This is a genomic window from Chitinophaga sp. 05T412, assembly GCF_056396465.1.
Genome location: NZ_JBFTLN010000016.1, coordinates 227,296 through 253,640 on the forward strand (window position 1 = coordinate 227,296; position 26,345 = coordinate 253,640).

General features: G+C 48.0%; 13 protein-coding genes. 8 read left to right on the forward strand and 5 right to left on the reverse strand.

Annotated features, from left to right (window positions below; genetic code table 11):
* Nucleotides 1–27 precede the first annotated feature (27 nt).
* From AC1DFM_RS28630 to AC1DFM_RS28640, 3 genes are all read right to left on the reverse strand, one after another.
* Nucleotides 28–2,871, reverse strand: a complete 2,844-nt coding sequence (locus AC1DFM_RS28630) for a TonB-dependent receptor (RefSeq protein WP_477080203.1) — start codon at nucleotides 2,869–2,871, stop codon at nucleotides 28–30.
* A gap of 92 nt (nucleotides 2,872–2,963) precedes the next feature.
* Nucleotides 2,964–3,425 (reverse strand): Mpo1 family 2-hydroxy fatty acid dioxygenase, encoded by a 462-nt coding sequence (locus AC1DFM_RS28635; RefSeq protein WP_477080204.1) that lies wholly within the window; start codon nucleotides 3,423–3,425, stop codon nucleotides 2,964–2,966.
* Nucleotides 3,426–3,474: 49 nt separating this feature from the next.
* Nucleotides 3,475–9,198, reverse strand: a complete 5,724-nt coding sequence (locus AC1DFM_RS28640; RefSeq protein WP_477080205.1) for a carboxypeptidase-like regulatory domain-containing protein — start codon at nucleotides 9,196–9,198, stop codon at nucleotides 3,475–3,477.
* 115 nt (nucleotides 9,199–9,313) lie between these two features.
* Between AC1DFM_RS28640 and AC1DFM_RS28645 the strand changes: the two genes are divergently transcribed.
* Complete coding sequence (locus AC1DFM_RS28645) at nucleotides 9,314–10,201, forward strand: NAD(P)-dependent oxidoreductase (protein ID WP_477080206.1); 888 nt, start codon at nucleotides 9,314–9,316, stop codon at nucleotides 10,199–10,201.
* A gap of 8 nt (nucleotides 10,202–10,209) precedes the next feature.
* Here AC1DFM_RS28645 and AC1DFM_RS28650 read toward each other — a convergent pair whose 3' ends face one another.
* Together AC1DFM_RS28650 and AC1DFM_RS28655 are read right to left on the reverse strand one after the other, a co-directional pair.
* On the reverse strand, nucleotides 10,210–10,620 hold the full coding sequence (locus AC1DFM_RS28650) for a winged helix-turn-helix transcriptional regulator (protein WP_477080207.1): 411 nt from the start codon (nucleotides 10,618–10,620) through the stop codon (nucleotides 10,210–10,212).
* Nucleotides 10,621–11,149: 529 nt separating this feature from the next.
* Nucleotides 11,150–13,060, reverse strand: coding sequence for an SPFH domain-containing protein (locus tag AC1DFM_RS28655; RefSeq protein ID WP_477080208.1), 1,911 nt, complete (start codon nucleotides 13,058–13,060; stop codon nucleotides 11,150–11,152).
* Nucleotides 13,061–13,487: 427 nt separating this feature from the next.
* Here AC1DFM_RS28655 and AC1DFM_RS28660 point away from each other — a divergent pair, with 427 nt between their 5' ends.
* The 7 genes from AC1DFM_RS28660 (at nucleotide 13,488) to AC1DFM_RS28690 (ending at nucleotide 26,288) form a co-directional block, all read left to right on the forward strand.
* A complete protein-coding gene (locus AC1DFM_RS28660) occupies nucleotides 13,488–14,354 on the forward strand; it encodes an ROK family protein (RefSeq protein ID WP_477080209.1) in 867 nt (288 codons plus the stop codon).
* A gap of 277 nt (nucleotides 14,355–14,631) precedes the next feature.
* On the forward strand, nucleotides 14,632–15,246 hold the full coding sequence (locus AC1DFM_RS28665) for an RNA polymerase sigma factor (protein ID WP_477080210.1): 615 nt from the start codon (nucleotides 14,632–14,634) through the stop codon (nucleotides 15,244–15,246).
* Between the two features lie 67 nt (nucleotides 15,247–15,313).
* Nucleotides 15,314–16,432, forward strand: coding sequence for a FecR family protein (locus tag AC1DFM_RS28670; RefSeq protein ID WP_477080211.1), 1,119 nt, complete (start codon nucleotides 15,314–15,316; stop codon nucleotides 16,430–16,432).
* A gap of 125 nt (nucleotides 16,433–16,557) precedes the next feature.
* Nucleotides 16,558–19,833: a TonB-dependent receptor gene (locus tag AC1DFM_RS28675; RefSeq protein ID WP_477080212.1), complete on the forward strand. Its 3,276-nt coding sequence runs from the start codon at nucleotides 16,558–16,560 to the stop codon at nucleotides 19,831–19,833.
* Nucleotides 19,834–19,850: 17 nt separating this feature from the next.
* Nucleotides 19,851–21,446 carry a RagB/SusD family nutrient uptake outer membrane protein gene (locus AC1DFM_RS28680; protein ID WP_477080213.1) on the forward strand — a complete coding sequence of 532 codons (1,596 nt, stop codon included), beginning with the start codon at nucleotides 19,851–19,853 and terminating at the stop codon, nucleotides 21,444–21,446.
* Nucleotides 21,447–21,621: 175 nt separating this feature from the next.
* Nucleotides 21,622–22,899 carry a Gfo/Idh/MocA family oxidoreductase gene (locus AC1DFM_RS28685; RefSeq protein WP_477080214.1) on the forward strand — a complete coding sequence of 426 codons (1,278 nt, stop codon included), beginning with the start codon at nucleotides 21,622–21,624 and terminating at the stop codon, nucleotides 22,897–22,899.
* Nucleotides 22,900–22,934: 35 nt separating this feature from the next.
* Complete coding sequence (locus AC1DFM_RS28690; RefSeq protein WP_477080215.1) at nucleotides 22,935–26,288, forward strand: 3-keto-alpha-glucoside-1,2-lyase-like domain-containing protein; 3,354 nt, start codon at nucleotides 22,935–22,937, stop codon at nucleotides 26,286–26,288.
* Nucleotides 26,289–26,345: the final 57 nt, after the last annotated feature.

Here is a 26,345-nt window from a genome sequence, read left to right on the forward strand (position 1 = left end):
CGATTTTAATCGGGGATTTTTTTTATCCTAAAAGTTCAACGCCAGTTTTGTAAACAACCGGATGCCGTTAAAGCCCATCTGGACAGCGTCCCAGGGTCCACCCGTTTCACCGTCGTAAGCAGATTGTTTGGCGCCGGGCACATAACCGAAATCCGGATGTACATTGAAGATATTATCTGCTCCCAGGAACCAGGAGACATGGGAAGAAAACCGGTAGCTGAAATAAATATCCGTGGTTAGTTTCCCATTGTAATTAAATTGCTCCCGTACCAGCGTACCATCTTTATCTAATGCTACCAACGGATTGATACCGGTGCCTTCGAGATTCGGATCGCCGGGTAAGCCGGTACCTTCTTTAGCAGGATCTCCCGCAAAACCGTATCCCAGCAATACAATTTTACCGTAATAATTCAAATGGGTACCAACGCTGAATTTGTTGATGCCATATTCCAGATTCAAGCCCAGCTTGGCTGGCGGTGCAGAGGCCAATACAAAATGTTGTTCTCTTTCACTGAAAAATTCATTGCGATGCAGGTAGCTGTCGTTCAGTTTATCCGGCACATTGATTTTATCAATATTCATGTGCTGAATGTTTCCGGTAAATAACGCGCGGAAATGCTGGTTGCCCCATTTCTTATTATAGTCGATCACCAGATCCAGCCCTGTATTGGTAGTGTTGACGGCGTTGGCAAAGAATTGCGCATTGTCAATGTGCAAATCTTTCAGCGCTTTAAGGAATACCGAATCCAAAGTGGCGTCGGACTTATTAAACTGTCCGGATAACACAATCCGGTCTTTTACCTTCACCAGGTAGCCATCCAGTGTAATGGTCAGATCTGAGATGGGTTTCCAGGAGAAGCCCAGGCTGGCATTGATGGATTTTTCCTGTTTCAGGGCAGGAATGCCGGCAGCCTGTGTAATGGCATTGGTGTTAGGTGCAATTTTCACTTCGGTAATACGGCCGCCCTGTACGTTGGTGAATTGAGAGCTATAATTAATTTGTTGCAGGGAAGGCGCCCGATAACCGGTACTAACGGAACCGCGTATATTAAAATGCGGCGCTACCTTGTAACGGGCTGCCAGCTTATAGTTGCTGGTGAAGCCGAAGTCGTTGTAATTTTCCGCACGGATAGCCGCTCCCAGTAAGAACTTAGTGGTGATATCCCATTCTGCATCTACAAATGCGGCGATGTTGGAGCGGGTGGCTTTTACTTCATCTGTGGGCCGATAACCCGGGAAACCCTGTGCACCGGTGGCTTTGACAAAGCTAGGGTCGTAGTTTTTCCAGGAATTTTCATCACCGGCGTATATGTTGTAGCGCTCATAGCGATACTCTGCCCCGAGTGCCAGGTTAAAGCCGGCGCCTATATGCGGAATATCTTTGGTGAAAGTGAGGTTGGTGGTATTCTGCAAAAAGGAATAGCCGCCATCGTTGAAATGAGTGGGCGTAGTGCTGCCCAGGGAGGCATTGAAGGTTTTATCTCCAAAGAAATGAAAATCATTTCTGCCAAGGGTATTGCTGAAGTCCCATTTCCAGTTGTTATTTGTGCTGCCTTTTACGCMGGCTGCCAGCGATAAATCCTGGATATGTGTCTGGATATGCGGATTGAAGATCGTATCTGGGGTACTGCCCGGTGTAGGAATGCTTTCCATAATGTCGGGGTAGTAGATCAGCTGTCCGGCTGCATTAGTAGGGAAGCGTTCCGGGTGACCGGCAAACGATCTCGTATAGGCGTAAGCGTCAGACGATTTGTAATTGTAGCCGCCAAAAGCGTAGATAGTGGTGGTGCTGCTGCTCACGGGTACTTCCATATTGAACATGCCGCCGCCGGAGGTAACGGAGCCATCGCCATGGGCGCGCCTGCCGGTGTTGATGGGTAGTGAATTGGCATGTGTCAGATCTGTATCGCCTACCTGCCGGAACGTTTTACCTTGTTTCAGGAAGTTACCGGAGAGATTAATAAACCCACCGTGTTTGCCCAAAGGAAGCCCGTAATTGGCGCCAACGGTGACGGTGTTACCGTCAATGGGGTTGGCGTATTCATACTGCTTTAAATCGCGGCTAAAATAAGTATTGTATTTATGGTCGTAGTAGCCGGCATAACCGGTGGTGATATTGAGATGATTGACATCTTTCTTCAGAATAATATTAATAACACCCGCAATCGCATCAGAACCGTATTGGGCGGAAGCGCCGTCGCGCAGTATTTCCACCCGGTCGATGGAAGATTCCGGGATGGCATTTAAGTCGGTACCGGAGTTACCACGGCCCCTGGTGCCGAATACAGCCACAAACGCGGTTTGATGGCGTCGTTTGCCGTTTACCAGTACCAGTGTTTGATCTGGGCCGAGACCTCTCAATGTAGCGAGGTCAATCTGATCGGCGCCGTCGCTACCACTTTGTTTGTTGTAGTTGAAGGATGGGGCGGACGCATTCAGCAACGAGGTGAGTTCCATGTTAGCAGTAGGCAATCCGGCCTGATTGACGTTGATAACATCCACCGGGACGGGTGTTTCTGTTTTGGCTCGCCCACCGCCGCGGGTACCTACGGAAACGATAGGTCCCAGTTCCGCAATGAGGGACACCATTTTTACGTTGAGCTGTGTTTGTCCGTTAACGTTTAATTGCTGTGGTGCGTAGCCGATGGAACTGAATTCCAGTACATCGCTGGAGGCAGCATCCAGGCTGAATACACCGGCAGCATTGGTTTGCGTGCCTTTGGGAGCAGACTTTACGTGTACGGTAACGCCTTCGAGGGCTTGTCCCGTGCTGGCATCGGTAACTTTACCAGTGATCTTTTGAGTTTGTGCGATGGTTGAAAGCGCACATAGCAGCAGGCTTGTGAAGCAAGGTAGAAATTTGAGGCTCATATGCAGGCAGTTTTCTGAATTTAACAAAAAAACCGGAGATTTGATGCAATCCCCGGTTTAATATTACTGCCCGAATACAAGGTCGTTGTGTACTAAAGTTTTATGCCTGCCTTCTTATAAATAAAACTCATTAACCACGCGGGGCCAATGAGTAAAAATTGCAGGTCTTTAAAAAAGGAAGGTTTGGCGCCCTCGATCTTATGCCCGATAAATTGTCCGATCCAGGCTAATACAAAAATGCCCAGCGCCGCCTGCCAGATCACCAGCCCGGTAAGCGCAATCAGCCGCCATAGCCAGAGGCAAATAATGCCGATCACCAGCATGCCCGCCGCCAGAGAAGGCGAGAGGCGCACATAGTAAATGAGGAGTAACAGCAGGGCTACATGCGCCAGCGTAATTAACCCACTCATACCCGGGATGGGCAAGGGCACCGCATATAAAAAGCCTACTATGCTGAAGAAGATAGCCGGCACACAAATCCAGTGAATCAGTTTGTTGGTATGGTTACGGTGACTGGCACCGTAATCATCCAGCCATTGTTGAATAGTTTTCATCGTGGAAGCAGTTTTTCGTTGTACTATTAAAATACGTTAAATAATGCAGTTATTTCCCATTGATCATCACCTTTTTCATGGACTCCCGTCCATAGAACACGGGGAAGTACATCATTTCTGCTTTTGCCGGATTGAGGTGATAGTAACCCGTATAGCGCGGCATCAATGAAATGGTAAAGGTATGTATGCCTTTAGTGAGATAATTACTGAAGATGCTTACCTTATTTTTGAAGTACTCCCGGTGGATTTCCTGATTTGTCCAGGCGCTGTTTTTATTATCGTAGGAACAGCCGGCAGGAATAGGGATTTCCAGCATCACGTAGTCTGCATCTGCTTGTACATCTACTTTCACTTCCATCACCACAGTACGCCCGGCAGTGAGATAAGAAACACTGCTATCCAGCTGCAGAAAACGGCTGCTGACGGCGAATTGATTGGTTACTTTCTCCGGCTTTGGATTCCAGTGCTGCTGCCAGGCGGTGAAGTATACGTTGGCGCCGCCCTGCTTATTGATCTGCACCGGCTTACCTGCGGGGATACTGCTGCTGTAAGGGAAGCTGTCAATGCGTTGGCCGTTGATGCTTAAATTGGGTGTTGTCTGCTCGCCGGCCTGCAAAACATCCGGCATGATGGTGGCCAGGATGGCAGCGGATTCGTAGGTGTTGCGCCAGTTGCCACTGTGCCTGTTTTCCATGAACCAGTTGCGGATGTTACGCAGCTGCGTTGTTTGCCCACCTTGTGCTCGCAATATTTTGTAAGCCAGCAGCGTGAGTTGTACGCTGTTATTGAAAAGATGATAGCCGTCAGTACCCCAGTAATGGTTCCCCAATATCGTGGTTTGTTGTTTGGCTATCAATGAATCCATATTCACCTTCCTGCCAGTACGTTGTTTCAGGTATAACAGGCGGAATTGGTCGTATTCGTTGTTGCGCGGCACTTTTAGCGTATCGAGGTAGCTGGCGTAATCTACTTTCGCCTCCAGCGACTGCAGCATTTCCAATAAAGATATTTTATCGGAGTTGTTGACGGAATTAAGTTCAAATACATAGTAGTTTATCAGCGCGTTCTTGTTCATATTAATCTGGAACCCTTCTTTTTCTGCCATTAGCAGTGCAGTGGTCACGTGTTGAGTCACCCAGTAAACGGTAGGACTTTTATTCCACCAGCCCCAGCCGCCTTCCTGGTTTTTGTTTTTTCCCAGGTCGTGGAGCAGGTCCCATATTTCCTTTTGATGTGTAAATGGTTGATCGAGGAATTTGCGGGCTTGTTTTTCCAGCAGTAATCCGATCAGTTTGGATGCCATTTGTTCATTGCAATTGTATTCATAGCGTTGCAGGTAGGCTATTTCATCGAACAATACTGGTAACACGCCGGTACCGGCGTAGAGATGCAGTGTGCCGGTATCTGCAAAGGCCGGCAGCGAGAAGCTGGTATCGGTGCCCAGTGATAGAAACAGTCCTTTGGTTTCTTTTACCCCTTGTTCAAATACCGGAATGGCGCGGTATTCTCCATCGAAATAATTGTTAGCGCCGCTGATGGAATATAGCAGCGGCACACTGTCGCGCGCCTGCACCCGGATGGGGAAGGTATCAATATGGCTGTTCAACACATATACCGCATTGTTTTGTACGGATTGATGATAAGCGGAAAAGCTGCGGTTCACGGTAGTGCTGTCTTTCTTGTAGTTCATTATTTTTCCGATGATATTGATACTGTCGCCGGCTACTGCAAACGCAGGGAGGGACAGGGTTGCGCTGAGTGGCAGGTAAGATTTGATTTGTGCGGTGGCGGTGCCGTTTTGCCCTTTGTCTGTATAGGCAATGGCAAAGGTTTTCCAACTGGTGATATCATCCGGGAAGGTGACGTTAAACGATGCTTCCCCTTTTTCGTTGGTACGTAACCGTGGTTGCCAGAAGGCATCGTCCCGGAAATGGCTGCGCAGGGAGTTACTACCAGTGGGCATGTCGGTAGTAGCAGATTTGGTGCTGGTAATGATAACGACCCCACTGGCGGCCCTGGAGCCGTAAATGGCGCTGGCGACATCGGCTTTGAGTATCGTCATGTCTTTGATGCTTTTGGGGTCCACGCCTTTTAGGTCCCCGTCAAATGGAATCCCATCAATAAGAATGAGTGGCGGTGCAGCACTGTTCGTTGCTTCGCCTCTGATTACAACGCCGGCGACGGTGCCTTGCAATGAATTGGAGTAGACGTTGGATACACTATAAGTCAAACTCGCTTTATGGGTAGTACTATAACCCGTTACTACTACTTCCTGAAGGGCCTGGTTGCGCTCCCGCAGTTTCACCTCCATATAATCCCGGTAATTCACCCGTATCGTCTGCTCGTCGAACCCTATGTACTGGAAGACAAGAGAACCAGCAGGGGATGTAAATATGCGGAAGCGTCCCTGGGCATTGGTGACAGTGCCATAGTTGGAACCTTTCAGCTTCACCGTTACACCGGGCAGCGCGTGACCATCTTTATCCACTACCCGTCCTGATACGGGGTGATGAAAGGTGGTGGTATCCATGTATTGGTTATTGAATGGCAGCGTGAAGTCGCTCGCAGCCGCAGGCTCCAGCGGCGTATTCCGGTGGTCTTTCCAATCGAGGATTGCTTTTGCCAAAGCCAGGCTGGTAGCATCACTTGTCACCATTTTAGTGGCTTGTAACCGATAGAAAGTAGTGCCGTTTTCTTTGATGAAAATGCTATCCTTTATGTAATACCGGTCGCCGTGTAATAACACCAACAGCCGGTAATAGCCGGGTTCCAGCTGGTTTATCCGGGTGGTTGTTTTAGTGTAAATATTGACGAAGGCTGGATCATCGTAGCGGTACAGGAATAACTGGCGGATTTTTTTTGCCTGCTGTGCGGTATCTGGAGCAATCAGGAGCTTACCCGTTCGGTGGTTGCCGGTTTCGGTGGTCAGAAAATCCTGTGGGATAGATTGCTCATTTAGCCATGCCTGCCATAAACGATCGATCGTTTTTTCTGTCAGTATATGATCGTATAAGCGGGAGGAAGTCCCATTCGAGCCAATATACAGACCTTTTGTTTCCCTTTGTTTTATCAGTCCGTGTTGAATATTAAAAGTATAGCCTGCTTCAGGCAGGAAAGACTGTGCAAAACCTCCTTTGATGATATAATCTGCGTTGGTGTTTAACAGCGGTCCTGCCAGCAGTATTGGTTCGCCGTAACGGCTGTCATGCGTGAACTGGAATATTTTTTCGTTCTGGTTAATATAGGTCAGTTCATTTCTGGAGTCTACCTGGAAAGGAATCACATACCTGCGTCGTAGCAGCAGCTCTTCGGGCGTTAATTGCGGCCGCATTTTAGCGATCCGTATATGTGGATCAGTAGCATTGCTGGCAATACTGATATAGTTTTTCATGCCCTTTTTAACATCGATGCTGTCTATGATAATGCTGTTTTGAGCAGTGCGTAATTCCATTTTATGCCTACCGGGATTTACCTCAAAACAGTAGTTGGGGGTAAGATCCGTGTTATCAAAGTAAACAGGTTGTTCATCTATTTTAATATAGGCAATATGCTGAATGATACCATTGGCCACTACAAAAGGAGCCAGTTCGGTGAAGCCGGTGGCGGTTGGTTCCCGGTTGTAATAGATACCGTCAGGATGGAGAAACTGATAATAGGTAATGCTATCCAGCACCATTTCTTTTTTCCATCTTTCCCAGGTCATCGGCAACTCATCGGATTGAATATTGGGATACTCCAGTCTGTGGCGGTTGTAGGCCTTCCGCATGCGAAACCGTTGTCCGGTATAGGGCAAATCAGGTAGTTTTGCTGTTTCAAATTTTGCAGTCATGGCATATGCTGTAACATCTGCATCTTTTACCGGCCGGCCATCTCCATCAACAACGGTGACGCCTATACGTGACGTTTGCCCCGGGTATACTGCAACGGGATTGTTGATGATTACCTGTAGCTGTTTGTCGAGGTAAGGTATCATGAACTGATCATTTACTACCTCATCGTTCCATACATACTGCACCGAAACAAAATAGCACTGGGACGAGCGGGTGGCCGCCTTCCAGGAGAACTGCCGGCTATAACCTTGTGTAATCAGTTTGTTGCCATCAAAAATGCTATACCAGTAATATAAATTTTCCGGGTTATTAATGGTCACAAATACCGAGTCCGGGGTGCGGGAAGCGTTACATTGTAAACTACTTTTTCGTTGGTTGATTTCGAAGGATTGACGGACACTATCGGTGATGATTTCATAGCTTTTTACAAAKGGCAGCACCGGAAGGATCGCTGGTAGTTGAATAGCAGCGGTAGATACGGTATCGGATGCACTGTTTTTTAAAATCAGCCGTGCTTGTTGGGGGACGGGTTTCCCGGCCAGGCTATAGGTAATGGTGAGACTATCATTGTGTGGCGTAAAGCTGATTTGCGCCTGATTGTATTTGTATTGCACGGAGTTGCTGTGTTGGCGGCTTTCATTGTTGCTGTTCAGGAAGTGGGATTCAATGTTATAACTAAAGGATGCGGCAGGKAAAATACTATCCGGGAGCACCACTTTGGTTTCACCGGTAGTTTCCAATGCCGTTTCATACTGCCAGAGGGTATCCGGCATAAATACCGTGTTGGCATGGTATTGACTGGTATTATTGGGTGTAACGGTGATGCTTACACGTCCATCCATTACCGGTAGGTCGTTTTCATCGGTAGCTTTTAAGTAAAGAGAGAGTGGCATGCCACGGGTATGTTCCTTGGCATCAGTGCGGGAGGTAAAGTGAGTAGATTTCAGTTCGTATTCCTCGTGTACGAAGTAACCCCGCATCAATACCGGGCGTTTGGCAGCAAATTCCCGATCGTCCAGGTCGCCGTCATTATCTTTCAGCATATATTTTTTGCCGGACAAGGTTTCCAGCGTGAACAGGTATTGGTCGTCCAGTTCAAGGTCCAGTTCTTCATTCAGCACTACTGTTGTGTCATAGCCACCGGGCCGGTAGGGACGTACGGTACCAAGGATGGTATCCAAATTTCCCCGGGAATCGGATAAGCGCAGTAACAGCGGTTCATTTACCGGTTTATTTCCAGCGGTGGTAATAAATGCTTTGAGTCGCAGTGTATCATTGGGCTTGTATTTCGCTTTGTTGAAAGTCATGAATCCTTTGTACCGGGCTTCTGAGGGAGTGTGATTATAAAAGTCGTAGTTAGGTTTGTACTGGTGGGGACGTGAAAAAATCTTCTTCCACCAGGCTTTCCGGTGCCAGGCTTTTTCTGTCGGGATATCAAAAATGTTCATGACACCATGGTAATGCACCACGATAGTCCCACTTTTTTTATAGCGGTGCAAGCGATAGCTTTGGGTAGCTTCATTCCAGGGTACCACGCGTTTGTTGATGGTGACAATGGCGCCGGACAAAGGTTTCCCATTGAGATCATGTACCAGCAGGGCCAAATCGTAGTTATTGGTGATCACTTTGAGACCTACATTTCGCACCGGATGAAAAGAGTAAATGAGATTATTGCCATTGGCATATACATCCAGATAGTTGTCCGGTGGGAGGTTGGACGGAAAGTCCTGGCCATGCGGGTAAGTGGTTATCAATGATTGCAGATAGGCTTCATCTGGCCACACATCATCCTTTTTTGCCTGTCGGTATATTTTCAGTGTTTCGGAATGTACCAGTCTGTATACATAGTGTAAGGCACTATGTGTGGTACTTGCTGAAAGCGGTTGCTGGGCCTGGGTAACAATGCTATGCAGGCAGAACAGAAAGACAAGAATTCTTTTCAAGATATAGGATTATATAAGAAATTTACGGAAAAATGGAACACTACCCCTAATTTTTGTGCTCCCCATTTTGTGTTCTCTTTAGAACAAGTAAATTTGAACATTAATCTCAATAACGATGGAAACCATAGGATTTATTGGTACCGGCAATCTCGGTTACCCAATTGCAGAAAACCTGCTGAAAGCAGGATATACCGTAAGAATATATAATCGTACCCGTGAGAAAGCGTTGCCTTTGGAACAATTAGGGGCCGTGTTGGTGAATAGCCCGGAGGAAACTGCGGTGAAAGGAGGGGTGGTATTTAGTCTGGTGGCAGATGATGTGGCCGTGAGGGCCATCGCTACTGATGCGTTGCTGACCGCTTTGGGTACTAATGGTATACACGTGTCCATGAGTACCGTGTCTCCTGATATTTCGAGGGAGTTATCTGCGCATTTTCAGCAGCAGGGTGCAGCATGGGTAACGGCGCCCATATTTGGCCGTCCGGAAGCTGTGGCGGCGAAAGTAGCCAATGTGGTGATTTCAGGGGAGGCGACAGCCAAAGAACGTGTTAAGCCATTATTAGAGGCAGGATTTGCGAAGAATATTTTTGACCTTGGACCTGATGCAGGCAGTGCCAATGTATTGAAGCTGATGGGCAATTTTATGATCGCAGGCGCTATCGAGTTGATGGCGGAGGCTTATGCGCTGGCAGAGAAGAACAACGTAGATCCACGGGTTGCACATGATATGCTGACAAGCACGCTGTTTACGGGCCCTATCTTTAAAAATTACGGAGAAACAATACTGAACCGGAAGTTTACAGGTGACCCTGCATTTAGTGCTGCATTGGGTTTGAAAGACATGGACCTGGTATTGCAAACAGCGCGGAAATCATATACCCCGATGCCGATAGCTAATTTGGCACAGTCGAGGTTAACGACCATCCTGGCGAAAGATATTCATGATGCCGACTGGATTTCTCTGGCGATGGGAGCATTGGAAGATGCAGGTATTACGAAATAACAGGTAGCTTAACCTTTATCAGCCATGGCGCGCTCTGTAGTAGTTCTTTTGTTAACAGTGGAGCGGGCCATGGATTTTTCCCGGTGCATGACACCCCAGTCGGAAATATGCTGTAACATATTTTCCATGCTCAAGCCCAGTGGGGTTAGCTCATATTCCACCCGTGGCGGTACTTCCGGATATACAATCCTTTTAATCAGCTGATCGTTTTCCAGTTCTCTCAACTGCAACACCAACACCCGTTCAGAAATACCGGTGATGGATTTTTTCAATTCGCTATAACGTAGTTTGCCATCGAGTAAACGCCACAGTATGCTGGGTTTCCAGCGGCCGCCAATCAACGACAGGGTATAGGCGGTACCGCAGTCGCCGCGCAGCTGTTGTTCATTGATGGCATTAGAGGAATTTTCTTTTCGCATATGTTTTCTTTCAGAGACAAAGATAAGCAGAAAGCGGCAATGCTATAGCACTTCTGTTAACCGGGAGGAAAGCGTTATCCGGAGGATAACGCTTTCCTCCCGGTGTAAATACCGAATGCCGGAAGGCGGTAATGATTTTCATTACCGCGCTCCCGGATTCGGCGCGTCTCCATTTGTTCGGAGGTATAGGGATAACACCATGGACGAAATGGTATGGCAAGGGATAAATAGTAATTGAGGTCACAACATGAACGAAAATTAGAACGGCGAAAAAGAGATCAATAATAATTGGGGTAACCACATGAATGAATAATGATTAGGTTAAATGGTAATTGGGGGCACAACATGAACGAAAATTAGAACGGCGAAAAAGAGATCAATAACATTTGGGGTAACTACATGAATGAATTTTGATAGGTTAAATGGTAATTGGGGTAACATCATGAATGAAAATTAGAATGGCGAAAGGGATAAATAGTACGGTTGATTTAACCCGGATCAGGCTGGCGAAGCCTGATCGGGTTGTTTATTATTCCGGTTGTTTATCGGCTGCTTGTTTTTTAGCCACATCTTCCAGTAGTTTCAATCCGAGCAGTCCACTGATAGGGCCGTTGGCGCCGTCGCCACCGCCGATCAGCACATCCGGCATGATGCGGATATTTTGTGCACCGATCGCTTCCATTACTTTCAGTTGGGTAAAGTTGTCGCCACCCATGGCTTCTACGGCCAGTTTGTAAGATTCCGCACTGGACTGACCAATGGCCAGGATTTTTTCCGCTTCCGCTTTACCGGTGAGGGCAATTTTTTCTGCGTCTGCTTTCGCGATCCATTCGGTACGTTCTGCTTCCGCTTTGGCGAGCAGTCTTACTTTTTCTGCTTCACCCGCTGCCAGTAATTTCATCCGGTCACTTTCTGCAGTTGCTTGCAAACGTACGCTGTTGGCATCACCTGTAGCTTTTTTCACAGAGGCATCCGCATGTCTTTCTGCGATCCAAACACCCTGATCTGCTTTTACGATTTCTTTCTGCATTTCTGCAATGGCCGTTTCTTTTTCGAGCGATTGGCGCGTTTCCTGTGCCAGTCTTTCGGTATCGTAAGTGATTTTTTGTTCTTCCGCTATTTTACGATCGGTCAATGTTTTCATCAGTGTTTCCGGTGGTACGATGTCACCAATCAGGGTGTCTACACCGAATACGTTATACTGATCGAGTACATGTCCGATATGTTCTTTCGCAGAGTTTTGTCTTTCCTTACGACTGGTCAGGAAGCTGATCACATCCGAGCCCTGGGCCGAGTTACGGAAGTAGTTACCGATGGTAGGTTCCAGTACCTGTGTTACGAGGTTGCTCATATTTCCGAAGCGGGCAATTACTTTCGGTGCTTCGTTGGTCGGAATATGAATGATCTGGGACACATCGAGGTTGAACGTAAAACCGTCGCGGCTTCTCACGGTGATGGTAGAGAGGTTCTTATCCAGCTGATGCGCTTCGCTTCTGGCGGAAGCCCAGTTCAGTACCAGGTTGGTGGTAGGTACCAGTTCTACCTTCATGATGTAAGGGTTCACGGGATATTTACCGGGTCCTAAAGGTTCTGCCCATACACCTTTGGTGCCTTTGGCGACGATGTTACCATGTTTAAATTCTGCGCCACTGATATCAACGCCATCGTTACCTACGAAGGAGATGACTACGCCGACATGTCCGATGGCGATTTCCGTCATCTTTACCAGTTCCAGTTTCGCAAACCAGGGGTTGATAAAGTAGGAACCGGCAAGGATGACTTGTTCCTGTAATCCTTTATAGCCGCCTTTTTCGAGGAAGGCATCCACATCCTGGAAGTTGTTATGGTTTTCGATGGTTTTACCCGCAATGGAGCCGGTTTCAATGGCTTTACCTTCGAGCGTGGTAATGATACCTACGGCGTTATCGGGGATCGACAGCATATCGGTCACTTCCACTTCAAAGAGGAACGTATTGATACGATATGATCCGGGTGTGATGATAGCGGTTTGTCGTCCTTTGCGGCCACCATTCTGCAGGAATGAGGGGGCGTCCTGGAAGGAATCGCAGGGTACTTTACGGGCCAGGATGGAACCGGTTTCCAGTTCTGCACCATCTTTGGCCAGTACCAGTCCTATTTTACCGGTAGGGATGATAGTGAAGGGTTGGAAGGCTACGCTATACTGCCAGATCCATTTCCAGAAGTATACGCCGGGGGCCAGGGTTTGTGCCTGGAAGCCTGCTTCGCCGTTGGTGGCCAGGATGCGGCCTTCGGGAAGTTCCTGTTTTCCGAGGAGTACGAATTTCTTTGTTACCAGGCCGATACGGTCTTCCGGTACAATCACTACGCCGAAGCATATACGAAGAATTACCTTGTACAATAACAGGCATAGCAGGGGCACGCCAATGAGCAGCGCCCAATTGAGAACAGTGTTTTGCATTGTGGGTTGTGTTAAGAAATGTTTAGGTAAAAAGTTGGGTACGGTGCACGGCTTTGTTGCTGACGATGTTGTCAGAACAGATCAAAGGCTGGGCAGTCGTATTTTATAAACTTGGGGGAGAAGTGTTGAAGTTTGTAAGAATATATGCGATCAGAATAGCGTTGCCGGAGCAATTATCAGATTCCATTGTAGAATTGAATTATGATGTAAAAGTGAAGAATATTTTTCATCTGTCAAAATATTTTCGACAACTTTTCTTTTGAAAAGAGTTGCCTGTTTTTTTGATTTTTCGAAAAACAGCCTATATTGGGCCTAGTTTAACCATTTTTCACGTTGCTAAAACGATTTTTCTGAGCAAATCAACCAAATATTGTTTTACATTTGTTTAGGTTAAACGATTTAGCAAACATTCTAGCTTAAGTTTTATATGAAGAATTCCACGGCGTTAGGAATCGATATTGGCGGCTCTCATATTACCGCAGCCTTAGTTGATCTGGGTACAAGATCTGTTATAGAAGGTTCCTGGAACCGTACCCGTATTGACTCCCATGGGGAAGCCGAAGATATCATTGCTTCCTGGGCAGCCGTTATCAGCGAGGTATTCAGCAAAGCGCCGGCAGGCGTTCAACATATTGGTATTGGTATGCCTGGCCCGTTCGACTATGAACAGGGGATCAGCTTAATGAAAGGGCAACACAAGTACGATGCCCTGTATAAGCTGAACGTAAAAAATCTCCTGGCGGATAAATTAGGCATTGCGCCTGCGCAAATCCGCTTCATTAACGACGCTGGCTGTTTTCTGCAGGGCGAAGTATTCAGCGGCGCCGGCAGAAACTATGAACGCGTTATCGGACTCACACTCGGCACCGGCCTCGGTTCTGCCGTATACCGCGATGGTAAAGCCAAAGACGCTGACCGCTGGTGCAGCCCCTTCAAAGATGGCATGGCAGAAGATTATCTCTCTACCCGCTGGTTTGTGAAACGCTACCAGGAAGTAAGCGGCCAGGACGTTCCGGATGTACGCGCCTTAGTTGCTCGTATAGGCGTTGACGATAGTATACAAGGACTATTCAATGAATTTGCTGTGAACCTCGGCACCGTACTGGCAGATTTCGCACAAACGGAACAACCGGAAGTAATTGTGATTGGCGGTAACATCGCCAACGCGGCTGACCTTTTCTTTCCGTTATTAATTGCTACCCTGCAACAACACCACATTCATGTTCCGGTAGTTACTGCCACCCTTGGAGAAGCCGCCGCACTGATCGGCGCTGCCAGCCTGTGGCACGAGTAAACGCGGAGATCAGCGCGGGTTTTGTCTGTGAGCAGGATTAAGGGGATTATAATGATTTTATTTTTTGATATAGGAAGATGGGCGAAGACTGTAGTATTTGTGCTACGATTTTCGCCCATCTTCCTATATTTATTAAATAAATAAAATATTTAATCAGTGTAATCCCTTTAATCCTGCTCACAGATAAAAACTCGCTCCGATCATCCGTTAAAATTGCTTTCTGCTTTCCGCTTTTTGATTTATCTTGGAGCATCAACCACTTCTAAATATTTACTGTTTGAACGACGCGTCAACTGCTACCAATAATACCTTGTGGGACAACATCATCAATGGTGATCAGGAAGCCTACAGGGAGTTATATGAGCAGTTTGCGGAGATGCTTTACCGCTACGGACTTCGTTATATTCAGGATACCGCCACTATCAAGGATTGTATACAGGATTTGTTTACAGACCTGTACCATTACCGGCGTAATCTGTCTCCTAAAGTAAATATCCGCTACTATCTGCTCCGGTCTTTCCGCCGGAAAATACATACGGCTGTCAAAAAAACGGTGACCATGAGCCGCGCGATGGAAGTGGAAGATTTTTTTTCCATCACTTACGAACCCGATACAGAAACGCAAATCATCGCTGCAGAACAACAGCAACAAATGTTACGCATACTGGCGCAGGAATTAAATGCTCTGCCTGCCCGACAAAAGGAAGTGCTATTCCTGAAATTTAATTGCAGCCTGTCGTACGAAGAGGTGGCCGGCATTATGAAAATCAGCGTACCCACCTGCCGCACCCTCGCCTACAGGGCTTTCCGGCAACTACGCACCAATATGGAAAAAATGCCGGTCCTGCCACTGCTGATTTTATTGATGCACTGGCTCTCGCAAAAAAAATAAATAAAAATATTTGCATTTCGGAGTCTATGCCGGAACCATTTGCTACTCTTTATTGGAAATACCTTGCATGAAGCCTGGAGATGAACAACCGAAACTGGAAGATTTATTAGGGAATGATGAGCCTTCGTCCGCACAACCGGCCGATCCTGCACAACAGGAGCTGGCCGCTGCCGTACAGCGCATGATTGTAAATGCAGGGCAGGAATCCTGGGACCCCACCGACAAAGCGTCTCTATGGGAAAACATCGCAGGGCAACTGGTACCACCGCGTTTCCGCTACCTCCACCTGTTTACAAAAGTAGCCGCTGCCATATTGGTATTACTGGCTGTGGGCGCCTGGTGGCTATGGCCGCGAGAACATTCCGCTTTGGTGCAATTTGCACAGCAATACCGGCCAACAGCCACCAGCACGGATACCCGCCTCATACTGGGACAAAATAAATCGGTGGTGGTACAGGGAAAAAACTCTTCACTGGTGTATGCCGGCAGTAGCGTTACCATCAACGCCAATAATACCGTGACGCCGGCGGAAGAATATAATACGCTGATAGTGCCCTATGGCCGCCGCTCCCGCGTACAACTGGAAGATGGTACCGTTGTATTTCTCAACGCAGGCTCCCGCCTGGTTTATCCCGCTACCTTTAAGCAACATAAAAGAGAAGTATACCTGGAAGGAGAGGGCTTCTTCGACATAGCCCCCAACGCTGCTGCTCCCTTTTACGTATATGCTTCCGGGGTAGCTACAGAAGTATTGGGGACCACTTTCAATGTGTCCGCCTACCCGGATGATAGCCGGCAAAGTGTAGTGCTGGTATCCGGAAGCGTGCGCCTCCACCTGCAACACGGCCTCTTTGGTAAGCACTCCAGACAACTGCAGCCTGCTGAAATGGGACTCATAGAAGACAATGCACTGGAAGTAAGCCCCGTAAACGTACATGCCTATACGGCCTGGAAAGATGGCCGCCTGCTGAATCTTCATACACCACTGAAAGATATCCTGAAAAAATTAACGCGATACTATAATATACAGTTGGACCTTGCTTCCTTACAACCCGGACTGGAAACCTTTTCCGGCGACCTTGATCTTGACGAAAACCTTGAAAACGTACTTGATATTATCTGCGCTGCCAACTCCCTGCGCTATGAGCGCCAGGGATCAGGCTTTGTACTGAAAGAGAAAGATTAATAACCATACATATCACCAAAAAAAAACCGGAAGATGGTGGAACATCTTCCGGTAGCACTACCCCCCGCGAAACGTAGGGGGACAGGCTTGTCTTTTTGTTTAATGAAAAAAAACGTAGTGAAGTTATGAAAAAAATCTATGCACAATGGCGCATTCCGCCAGGCAAAGCTTTTGCCGCTAAATTAGTGAGAACAATGAAGCTAACTGTAATTTTGTTATTCGCCGGTATGCTGGGTATCTCCGCTAAGGGCCGGTCGCAGGACAATCACCTCACGGTGAAATTGCACCAGGGAACTTTACCGCAGCTATTTACCCAAATCCAGTCGCAAAGCACGTGGCGCATCTTTTATAAAGATGAACTGGTGAACCGGGAACAACCCGTTACCCTGGATTTGCAGGACAAAAAAATCAATGAAGTACTGGACAAAGCCCTGCTCAACACCAATCTCAGCTATCGCATTGTACGTAACCAGGTAGCTATTATCCCTAAAGAGAAAAGTAAAAGTGATCATCCCACGGGGCCGCCGTCGTTACTGGAAGATAGCGCCTATGTAATACGGGGACGCGTATACGATATGCATGAACCACCGCAGGCATTGCCCGGCGTGACCATCCGCGTAAAAGACAATAACAGCATCGGTACTACCTCAGATGCCGATGGATACTTTACCCTGAAAACGAAGAAGAGCGCCGTCCTTGTTTTTACACAAATGGGTTATCTGCCCCAGGAATATACCGTTATCCGCAGTTTGAATGCGCTCAATATTTCCCTGAAAGAAAATGTATCCGCCCTGGATGAAGTAGTGGTAGTAGGGCTATCGGAGCAACAGAAAAAGCACATCGCCAGTTCTATTGCTTCGGTAAACATTGCACAGCAAACCAATGGTAAACCCATTACCGCATTATCGCAGGCGTTGCAGGGTGGTGTTACCGGGATACAGGTGAGCCAGAGTTCCGGCTTGCCCGGTGGCGACGCGGCAGTGATTAAAATCCGTGGCATCAGTACCATGAATAATTCCAACCCATTGGTGTTGGTAGATGGCGTACCCATGGACATGGATTATATAGATCCCATTACCGTAGAAAGTGTGACCATCCTGAAAGACGCTGCCGCTGCTGCAGTGTACGGCGCCCGTGCTGCCAACGGCGTTATCCTTGTGACCACTAAAAGAGGCGTGGCCGGCAGGGTAGCCGTTACCTATGATGGTTATTATGGCGTACAGTCGCCATCTACCATGCCCAAACTGGTGGAAGCGCCACAGTACATGCGCATGTATAATGAAGCACAGGTGAATGCCGGCAACCAGCCTTTTTATTCAGATGAGGATATTAAGCATACCGAAGCCGGTGATGATCCGGTTAAGTATCCGAATACCGACTGGCAAAAACAAATTATCAATCGCGCTGCACCGATTACCAGTCACTCGCTGGGAGTTAGCGGTGGTAACAGCTTGGCGCGCTTTGCGTTAACGGCCAACTACCAGAATCAGCAAGGCATGATTCCCCTGAATCATTCCAATAAATATAATATCCGTGCTAATACTTCCATTACCCTGAATAAAAAGTTCCTGGTGTACATGGATATGCTGGCCATCAAAAGAAATACTTTCTACCCTAACCGCCCTAATGGTAATGATGGCAACAGGATACTGGAAGACATCTTCCGCGTACCGCCTACCATTTTGCCCAAATATCCGCAGAAAGATGGGGCGCCGGTTATTTATGGCCGCTACGTGGACATCGTGAACCCGGTGGCCTATGCGGAACATGGCGGACGTTCCGCTAATGAGTACGGACAGTCGAGCATTAACCTGCAACCGAAATGGGAAGTGCTACCAGGACTGAATCTCCGTGGTCAGTTTAGCTTCCGGCTGAACAGTGATGTTACCCGCACCACACGCGACAATTATTACTTTTTCGACTACTACACGGGCAAACTGGTGCAAACCTGGGGTGTACAACGTACCGCCAGCATGGCTAGAACGACTTACTACTACGCCGGTGTTACTGCAGACTATACCTACGATCTGAAAGATCACCATTTCTATATTATGGGCGGTTATTCACAGGAGGAAAATAACAGCGATTACTGGGCAGTCAACTCGTTGTTGTCGATATATGGAAAGGTGAATTATTCTTATAAAGATAAATACTTACTGGAAGGAGCGATGCGCACAGACGGCTCCTCCCGCTTTGGCCCGGGTCATAAGTATGGTACGTTCCCTTCTGTTGCACTGGGTTGGAATGTGCATAAGGAAAATTTTATGCAGTCCATGCACGCCATCAATAACCTGAAGCTGCGTGCTTCCTATGGCAGACTGGGTAATGAGAACATGAACGCGCTATACCTGTATCAGAGTATGATCAATACCGGAGATGGTACTGAAACTGTTTTTGGTAACCCGGACATCACCTGGGAAACCGTTGATATGCTGGATCTGGGTATAGACTTAAGTTTGTTTCAAAGCAAACTGGAACTCACGTTTGATTACTATAATAAAGCTACCAATGGTATTCTCCTGCAACCACCGGTATCGTATGTGGGAGGGATGGGGAAAATGTATATCAATGCCGGCAAGCTGCGTAACAAAGGCCTGGAGCTATCGCTGAATTATAATAGCCGTATTGGAAAAGATATCAACTTATCTATACGCCCCGGTATTTCTTATAACAACAATACACTGCTTTCTTTATTAGGAGGACCTTACATCAGTGGTAACAGTATTAATAAAGAAGGATATGCGCTGAATAGCTTATACGGCTACAAAACAAACGGATTACTACAGGCATCTGATTTTAAAGCCGATGGCACGCCACTGGTACCTATCATTGCCAACGAGAAACCCGGAGATATCCGCTACGTAGATCTGAATGGCGACAAGATCATTGATGGTAACGATCAAACCGTGATGGGTAATCCCACTCCCAAAGCCGATTTCTTCGCGAATTTCCGTATTACCTATAAAAAGTGGGAATTAGAAATGTTGCTGCAAGGCGTAAGCGCCAACGACGCCGTGCTGGGTGGTATGCTGGCGTATCCGCTGGATATGTCGTCCGATGGAGGCGTGCCTTCTCAATATTATGGCAACAATTACTGGACGCCGGAGCGCACCAATGCCCGCTTTCCGCGCCTGACTACTTCCCCCAGCATCAATAAATTATCGTCAGATTTCTGGATACAGAACGGCGCGTATGTGCGCATGAAATATATCCAACTGGGCTATAATTTCACCAGTGCCCGTTTAAAACGTATAGGCGTTAACGGTGCCCGGGTATATGTGAATGCGCAAAATCCATTTGTGTTTACTTCCATGAAGCTGGTAGATCCGGAAAGTCAGGGTAACCAGTGGACATACGGTATCATGAAAGTATACACTGCCGGGGTGAGCATACAGTTATAACCATTAAACTTTTCGTTATGAAGAAATATAGTAAGATGATCCTGCTGGCCCTGAGTTTATTATCGTTGCCAGCCTGCAAAAAATTTCTTACCCATGATAATCCATCCGGTGTAACCGATGCCGAGTGGTGGAAAACAGAAGCACATGCATATGGCGCGCTGGGCTCTATTTACGCCGGTATCCCTGCCGGTTCCACTGGCCGCAACGTGATGTTCTGGTCGGGCCTCAGCGATGAAGCCGTGTGCCGCGGCGACTTCCGCGGTAACTATGACATTTATACGCGCGGCTTACAAAATCCTACCTGGGATGTAGCAGAGTGGATCTGGAGAGATGATTATATAGATATCCGCCGGGCTTGTCGCTTTCTGGAAAACGTAGACAAATGTTACATGGACGATGACCTCCGTAGTCGCATGAAGTATGAAGCCCGCGCGCTCAGAGCGTTTTATCACATGGAAATTATGCTGTTCTTCGGCGATATACCTATTGTGACCGCTTCGCTGACCCCCTCGAATAATCATTTGAAAAGAGATCCGGCGCAAAAAGTGTATGACTTCATCATCAGTGAGCTGAAAGATTGTGCGGAACATTTGCCCCAGGAATATGCCAGCGATGAAACCTGGCGGGTGTCTGCCGGCACCTGTAACGCACTGATTGCGCGACTGGCCTTATTTTATCATCACTATGATGTAGCACGTGATGCAGCCGCCAAAGTAATCAGCTCCGGTGTATATAAATTATATCGCAGCGAAAAACAGGGCGTGAATAACTACGCGGAGTTATTTAGTTACGTGGGAGAACTGAATAAAGAACGGATCTTTTTTAAGGCAGATGGTTGCAATAATGCCTGGGTCACTTTTGCGCCTTATGGTATTGGCGGTGAAACCTATGTATCTCCTACGGCGCAGGTAGTAGATAACTTTGAAACGAAACAAGGGAAAACGCTCGCGGAACTGGGACCAGATTCTGTAGCTATCTACCGAAAAAATCCAAATTACAACAACAATCGCGATCCCCGGTTCCTGGCGTCTATCCTGTATCCGGGAGAACAGTACCTGGATGCCAACTATATTTTATCGCCTTTTGATAATGCGACTGGCAACACCGATAAAATAGGCGTGCAGAAATCAACCGCCACCGGTTACTGGATACGGAAATACCTTGATCCGCGCGACAGGCAGGGCAGGGGCGGTTCTTTGGACTTTATGATTATCCGTTACAGTGAGGTATTATTAATCTATGTAGAATCGCTCATTGAACTGGACGACTGGAAAAATCCGGCTATCGCGCAACATTTAAATGATATCCGTACGCGTGCAGGCATGCCCGTAGTCGACCTGCAACGGTATAACAGCGCGGCATTGCTGCGTCAGTTAGTTCGCCGGGAAAGGCAGTCGGAGTTGGCGTTTGAAGGGCAACGTTATTTTGATATCCGCAGATGGGGCATTGTAAAAGAGGTGATGAACGGCGAAGTATTGGGTGCTACTAATCCACAAACGGGTGTGGCCGTGAAAGTACAGGATCGTTCTTATATGGATCGGGATTATCTGTGGCCGATACCGGAAAAAGAAACGTTATCGAACCCGGATATGAAACAAAATGCAGGGTATTAATTTTTACCGCTTATCACAAATTACCCACTGGCGCTTGCAATTCATAAGGTTAGATTATATCTTACCATTCGAAGAGCCAGAATCAAATAAGACGGTGAATTTATTATTATACAGTGAACCAATACTATCAGACCAAAACATATTTAACAATCCGGCATTCTAATTAAACTGAAATATGGCGAAACAAAACAGCGATTCAAGGCGGGCATTTCTCAAAAATTCCCTGGGAGCGCTTGCTGCATTTACTATTGTGCCCAGGCATGTGCTGGGCCGCGGTTATCTGGCGCCGAGTGACCAGCTGACCAAAGCCGTAATAGGCACCGGTGGCATGGGACGTGGCCACTTTGGCTACGCGGGCACCAGGGTAGTAGCACTTTGCGACGTAGATCGCAGTCACCTGAAACTGGCCATGGACCAGCTGGGTGAAAAAAGCAAAGGCGTGAAAACTTTTGCTGACTACCGTGAGGTGATTACCTTACCTGAAGTAGATATTGTACACATTGCCACACCTCCGCACTGGCATGGTATCATTGCTGCTGATGCAGCGCGTGCCGGCAAAGATATCTGGTGTGAAAAACCAATGACCGCTACCATCGGTGAAGGTAAACGCCTGGTGGAAGCTGTACAACAGCATGGCAGAATTTTCCGCCTGAATACCTGGTTCCGCTTTGAAGACAGATTTTATGGAATGGGCACTACGGTGAAGCCCATCAAGAAACTGGTAGACAGCGGTCTGCTGGGATGGCCACTGAAAGTGACCGTGAGCAAGCATACCGGCTTCGACTGGAAATTTTACTGGGTGGGTAAAACCAACCTGGAAGCCATGCCAGTGCCTAAAGAACTGGACTATGATATGTGGTTAGGCCCTGCGCCTTATCGCCCGTACAATCCGCATCGTGTACACCAAACCTTCCGTGGTTACTGGGATTATGATGGTGGTGGTTTGGGAGATATGGGTCAGCATTATCTTGATCCTATCCAGTACTTCCTGGGTAAAGATGATACCAGCCCGGTAAGTGTAGAAGTAGATGCACCACAACAACATCCGGATGCCGTAGGTACCTGGAGAAGAATTACCTACACCTATGCAGATGGTTGTCAGATCATCCTGGATGGCGATGGTGCAGATGAAAAAGCTGCTTATATAGAAGGACCCAAAGGTAAGCTGTATCCTGGCTTCCGCTCAGACATACAAGACCTGGAAAAGAAACTGGCCGCCTTCCCTGATCCGGCGCCACAGCAAACAGATTTCGTAGACGCTGTTAAGAACCGTCGCAAATTTGCGCTGAATGAAGAAAATGGTCACCGCTCTGCTACCCTCGTGAACATGGGTAAGATTGCGCTGCGTTTGAACCGCTCCCTGAAATTTGATCCCGTAAAACAGGAGTTTATAGATGATGCCGGCGCCAATGCCCTTATCTATCAGCCGATGCGCGGACCATGGACTATCTAAAACAGCCGGAATCAGAACAAACAAGTAACTGAATTATGAAAAAGATACTACACTTACTCATTGCACTACTGATTGGCGGGAGTAGCCTGGTGTCCGCACAGGGCCCAACAGATCAGCGTGCTTTCCATACTAAAGTAGCCGATGTGCTGGCATTGATGCCATCTCCTCATCCGGCGCAGTTTAATGCCAATATGCAGGCGATTGAAGCGCTGGGGGAAGATGGGTTAACTGCGATTGCCGGTATGCTGGCAGCGCCCGGAAAAGGCGATAACACGCAATTAGAGTATGCCATTGCAGGATATGCATTCTATGTAACACAACCCGGCAAAGAAGCTGCCCGCAAACAAGCGGTGGCAGCCCTTTGCAAATCACTGCCTAAAGCGAATGATCCGGAAAATAAAGTATTCCTGATCACCCAGCTGCAAACTGTTGGAGATGATGCAGCGGTAAGTACCCTGCAATCCTGCTTAACAGATAATCGCCTCTGTGATCCTGCTGCCCGCGCACTGGTGAAAATTAACACCCCTGCTGCACAACAGGCGTTATTACAGGCATTACCTGCTGCTACCGGTTTCAACCGCATCACACTCACGGAAGCGTTGGGTGATGCCCRTTATACCGCCGCTGCTGCCGCCATCGCGCCACTCGCTACCGATGCCGATAAAAAACTTGCAAAAGTAGCGCTCTATGCCCTGGCACAGATTGGTGCTCCTGCTTCTGCACCAGTACTCGCTGCTGCTGCCGCTAAAAGCGGTTATGCATACGATGTAACCGATGCCACCTCCTCCTATCTTTATTATGCCGGCCACCTGGCAGATAAAGCTGCTGCGGAGAAAATTGCAGACAACATACTGAAACAAGCTAAAACGGACGGACAAGTACATACCCGTACCGCCGCGCTGCAACTGCTCACCGCTATCCGTGGCGAAAAGAATATGCCGCTGCTGTTAGCTGCCGCTGATGATAAAAATCGCGAATACCGTGATGCTGCCTTGAAATTTGCGGGCCAGAACGGTCTTGCCGGCAACGCTGGCTGGTTGAAGAAACTGATTGGTCCTGATAACGCCAATAAAGCCGCTGTTATTGGTATGTTGGGAGATAATAAAGTAGCCGCTGCTTTACCTGCTCTCCAGAAATTACTGGGCAGCAAAGATGCGGGCGTAAAACTCGCTGCTATCAAAGCTGCTGGTCAAACCGGTGCAGCTGCTGCATTGCCAGCCTTGCTGCAAACCATGAAAACCGGTGACGCCGCTACTGTAGAAGCCGTAAAGAATGCCCTGCTGATTATGCCGGGTGAAGAAGTAGCTGCACAATCCGGTGCAGCACTGGCTACCATGCCTGCTGCTGCTCAAACCGCCTTACTCACGGTACTGGCTGCACGTAAAGCAGACAACCGCGTAGGGGATGTATTGCCGCTGACTGCCAGCACCGACGCTACCACCCGCAGCGCCGCTATCAGCGCACTGAAAGATGTAGCTACCAAAAACAACCTTCCTGCACTGTTTACCTTACTGAACAACAGCAGCAATGCTACAGATATCAGCAACCTTCAGGAAGCGCTCATCAATGCCGGTGCTACCAGCGCCGATGTTCAGGCGCAAATGAAACAAGCCGGCGCTTCCCGCTATCTGCCTGTACTGGCTGGCATCGGAGAGAACTCCGCATTAGCGCCGGTATTATCCGCCTTCAATAACGGCGACGCTGCTACGAAAAAAGCAGCCGTTGCGGCTTTGTCGGCCTGGAAAACACCAGCTGCTGCTCCCGCTTTATTACAAATCGCCCGAGATAACAACAACAGCGCTTACCGCGAAGAAGCCCTGACAGGCTATGTAGCACTGACCCGCAGATCCGCCTTCCCGGCAGAACAGCAACTGCTCATGCTGCGTGGCGCGATGGAATTAGCCGGCACACCTGCACTGCAACAAAAGATCCTGCAAGGCGTAGAGCAATGCAAAACAATCTCCGCACTGCTGTTTGCCGGTAACTACCTGGACAACGCTCCGGTACAACAGGCTGCTGCCAACGCTGTCATGAACATCGCCCTGGCTGATAAAAGCTACAATGGCGCTACCGTTCGTGCACTGCTGGAAAAAACAGCTGTCGTACTGAAAAACCCGGATGCAGATTATCAGCGTCAGTCGATCCGTAAATACCTCGCGGAAATGCCTGCCGGCGATGGCTTCGTTTCCATCTTCAATGGAAAAGACCTCAGCGGCTGGAAAGGACTCGTGGAAAATCCTATCGCCCGCGGAAAAATGGATGCTAAAACCCTCGCAAAAGCACAAGCCAAAGCTGACGACAACATGCGCAAAGGCTGGTCTGTGAAAGATGGCTTATTAGTATTCAATGGCAGCGGCGACAACCTCTGCACCGATAAAAAATATGCCGACTTCGAAATGCTGGTAGACTGGAAAATCACCCCACAAGGTGATGCCGGTATCTATCTCCGTGGCAGTCCCCAGGTACAGATCTGGGATACCTCCCGCACTGATGTAGGTGCACAGGTAGGTTCCGGTGGTTTATACAACAACCAGAAACACGAAAGCAAGCCACTGAAACTGGCAGATAACGCCATCGGCGAATGGAACCACTTCCGTATCATCATGAAAGGCGACCGCGTAACCGTATACCTCAACGGCGAACTGGTAACCGATAACACCATTCTGGAAAACTACTGGGATCGTGGTTTGCCGATCTTCCCGGAAGAGCAGATAGAGCTGCAGGCGCATGGTACCTATGTTGCGTACCGCGACCTGTACGTGAAAGAACTGCCTCGTCCTAAGCCATATGTATTAAGCGACGAAGAGAAGAAAGCAGGCTATAAACTGCTGTTCGATGGTACCAACATGCACGAGTGGATAGGTAATACCAAAGATTATGTGATCGACAACGGTGACATTATCATCGACCCATCTAACGGTGGTCACGGTAACCTCTATACGAAAGATGAATACAAAAACTTCTCTTTCCGTTTTGAATTCCAGCTCACCCCCGGTGCCAACAACGGTTTGGGTGTACGCGCGCCACTGGAAGGTGATGCCGCTTACATGGGTATGGAATTACAAATCCTGGATAACGAAGCAGACGTATACAAAAGCCTGCACGAGTATCAATACCATGGTTCTGTATATGGTGTAATCCCGGCTAAACGTGGTTTCCTGAAACCAGTAGGAGAGTGGAACGTAGAAGAAGCCATCGTAAATGGTAACCGCGTGAAAGTGATCCTGAATGGTACCGTGATTCTCGATGGCGACATCGCAGAAGCCAGCAAAAACGGCACTATCGATCATAAAGAGCATCCGGGTCTGAAGAATGAAACCGGTCATATCGGTTTCCTCGGACACGGTTCAAAAGTACGTTTCAGATATATGAGAGTGAAAGTACTGTAATCGTTTTGTGAGATATTTTTTAGGGACCGTTCTTACCACATGGTAAGAACGGTTTTT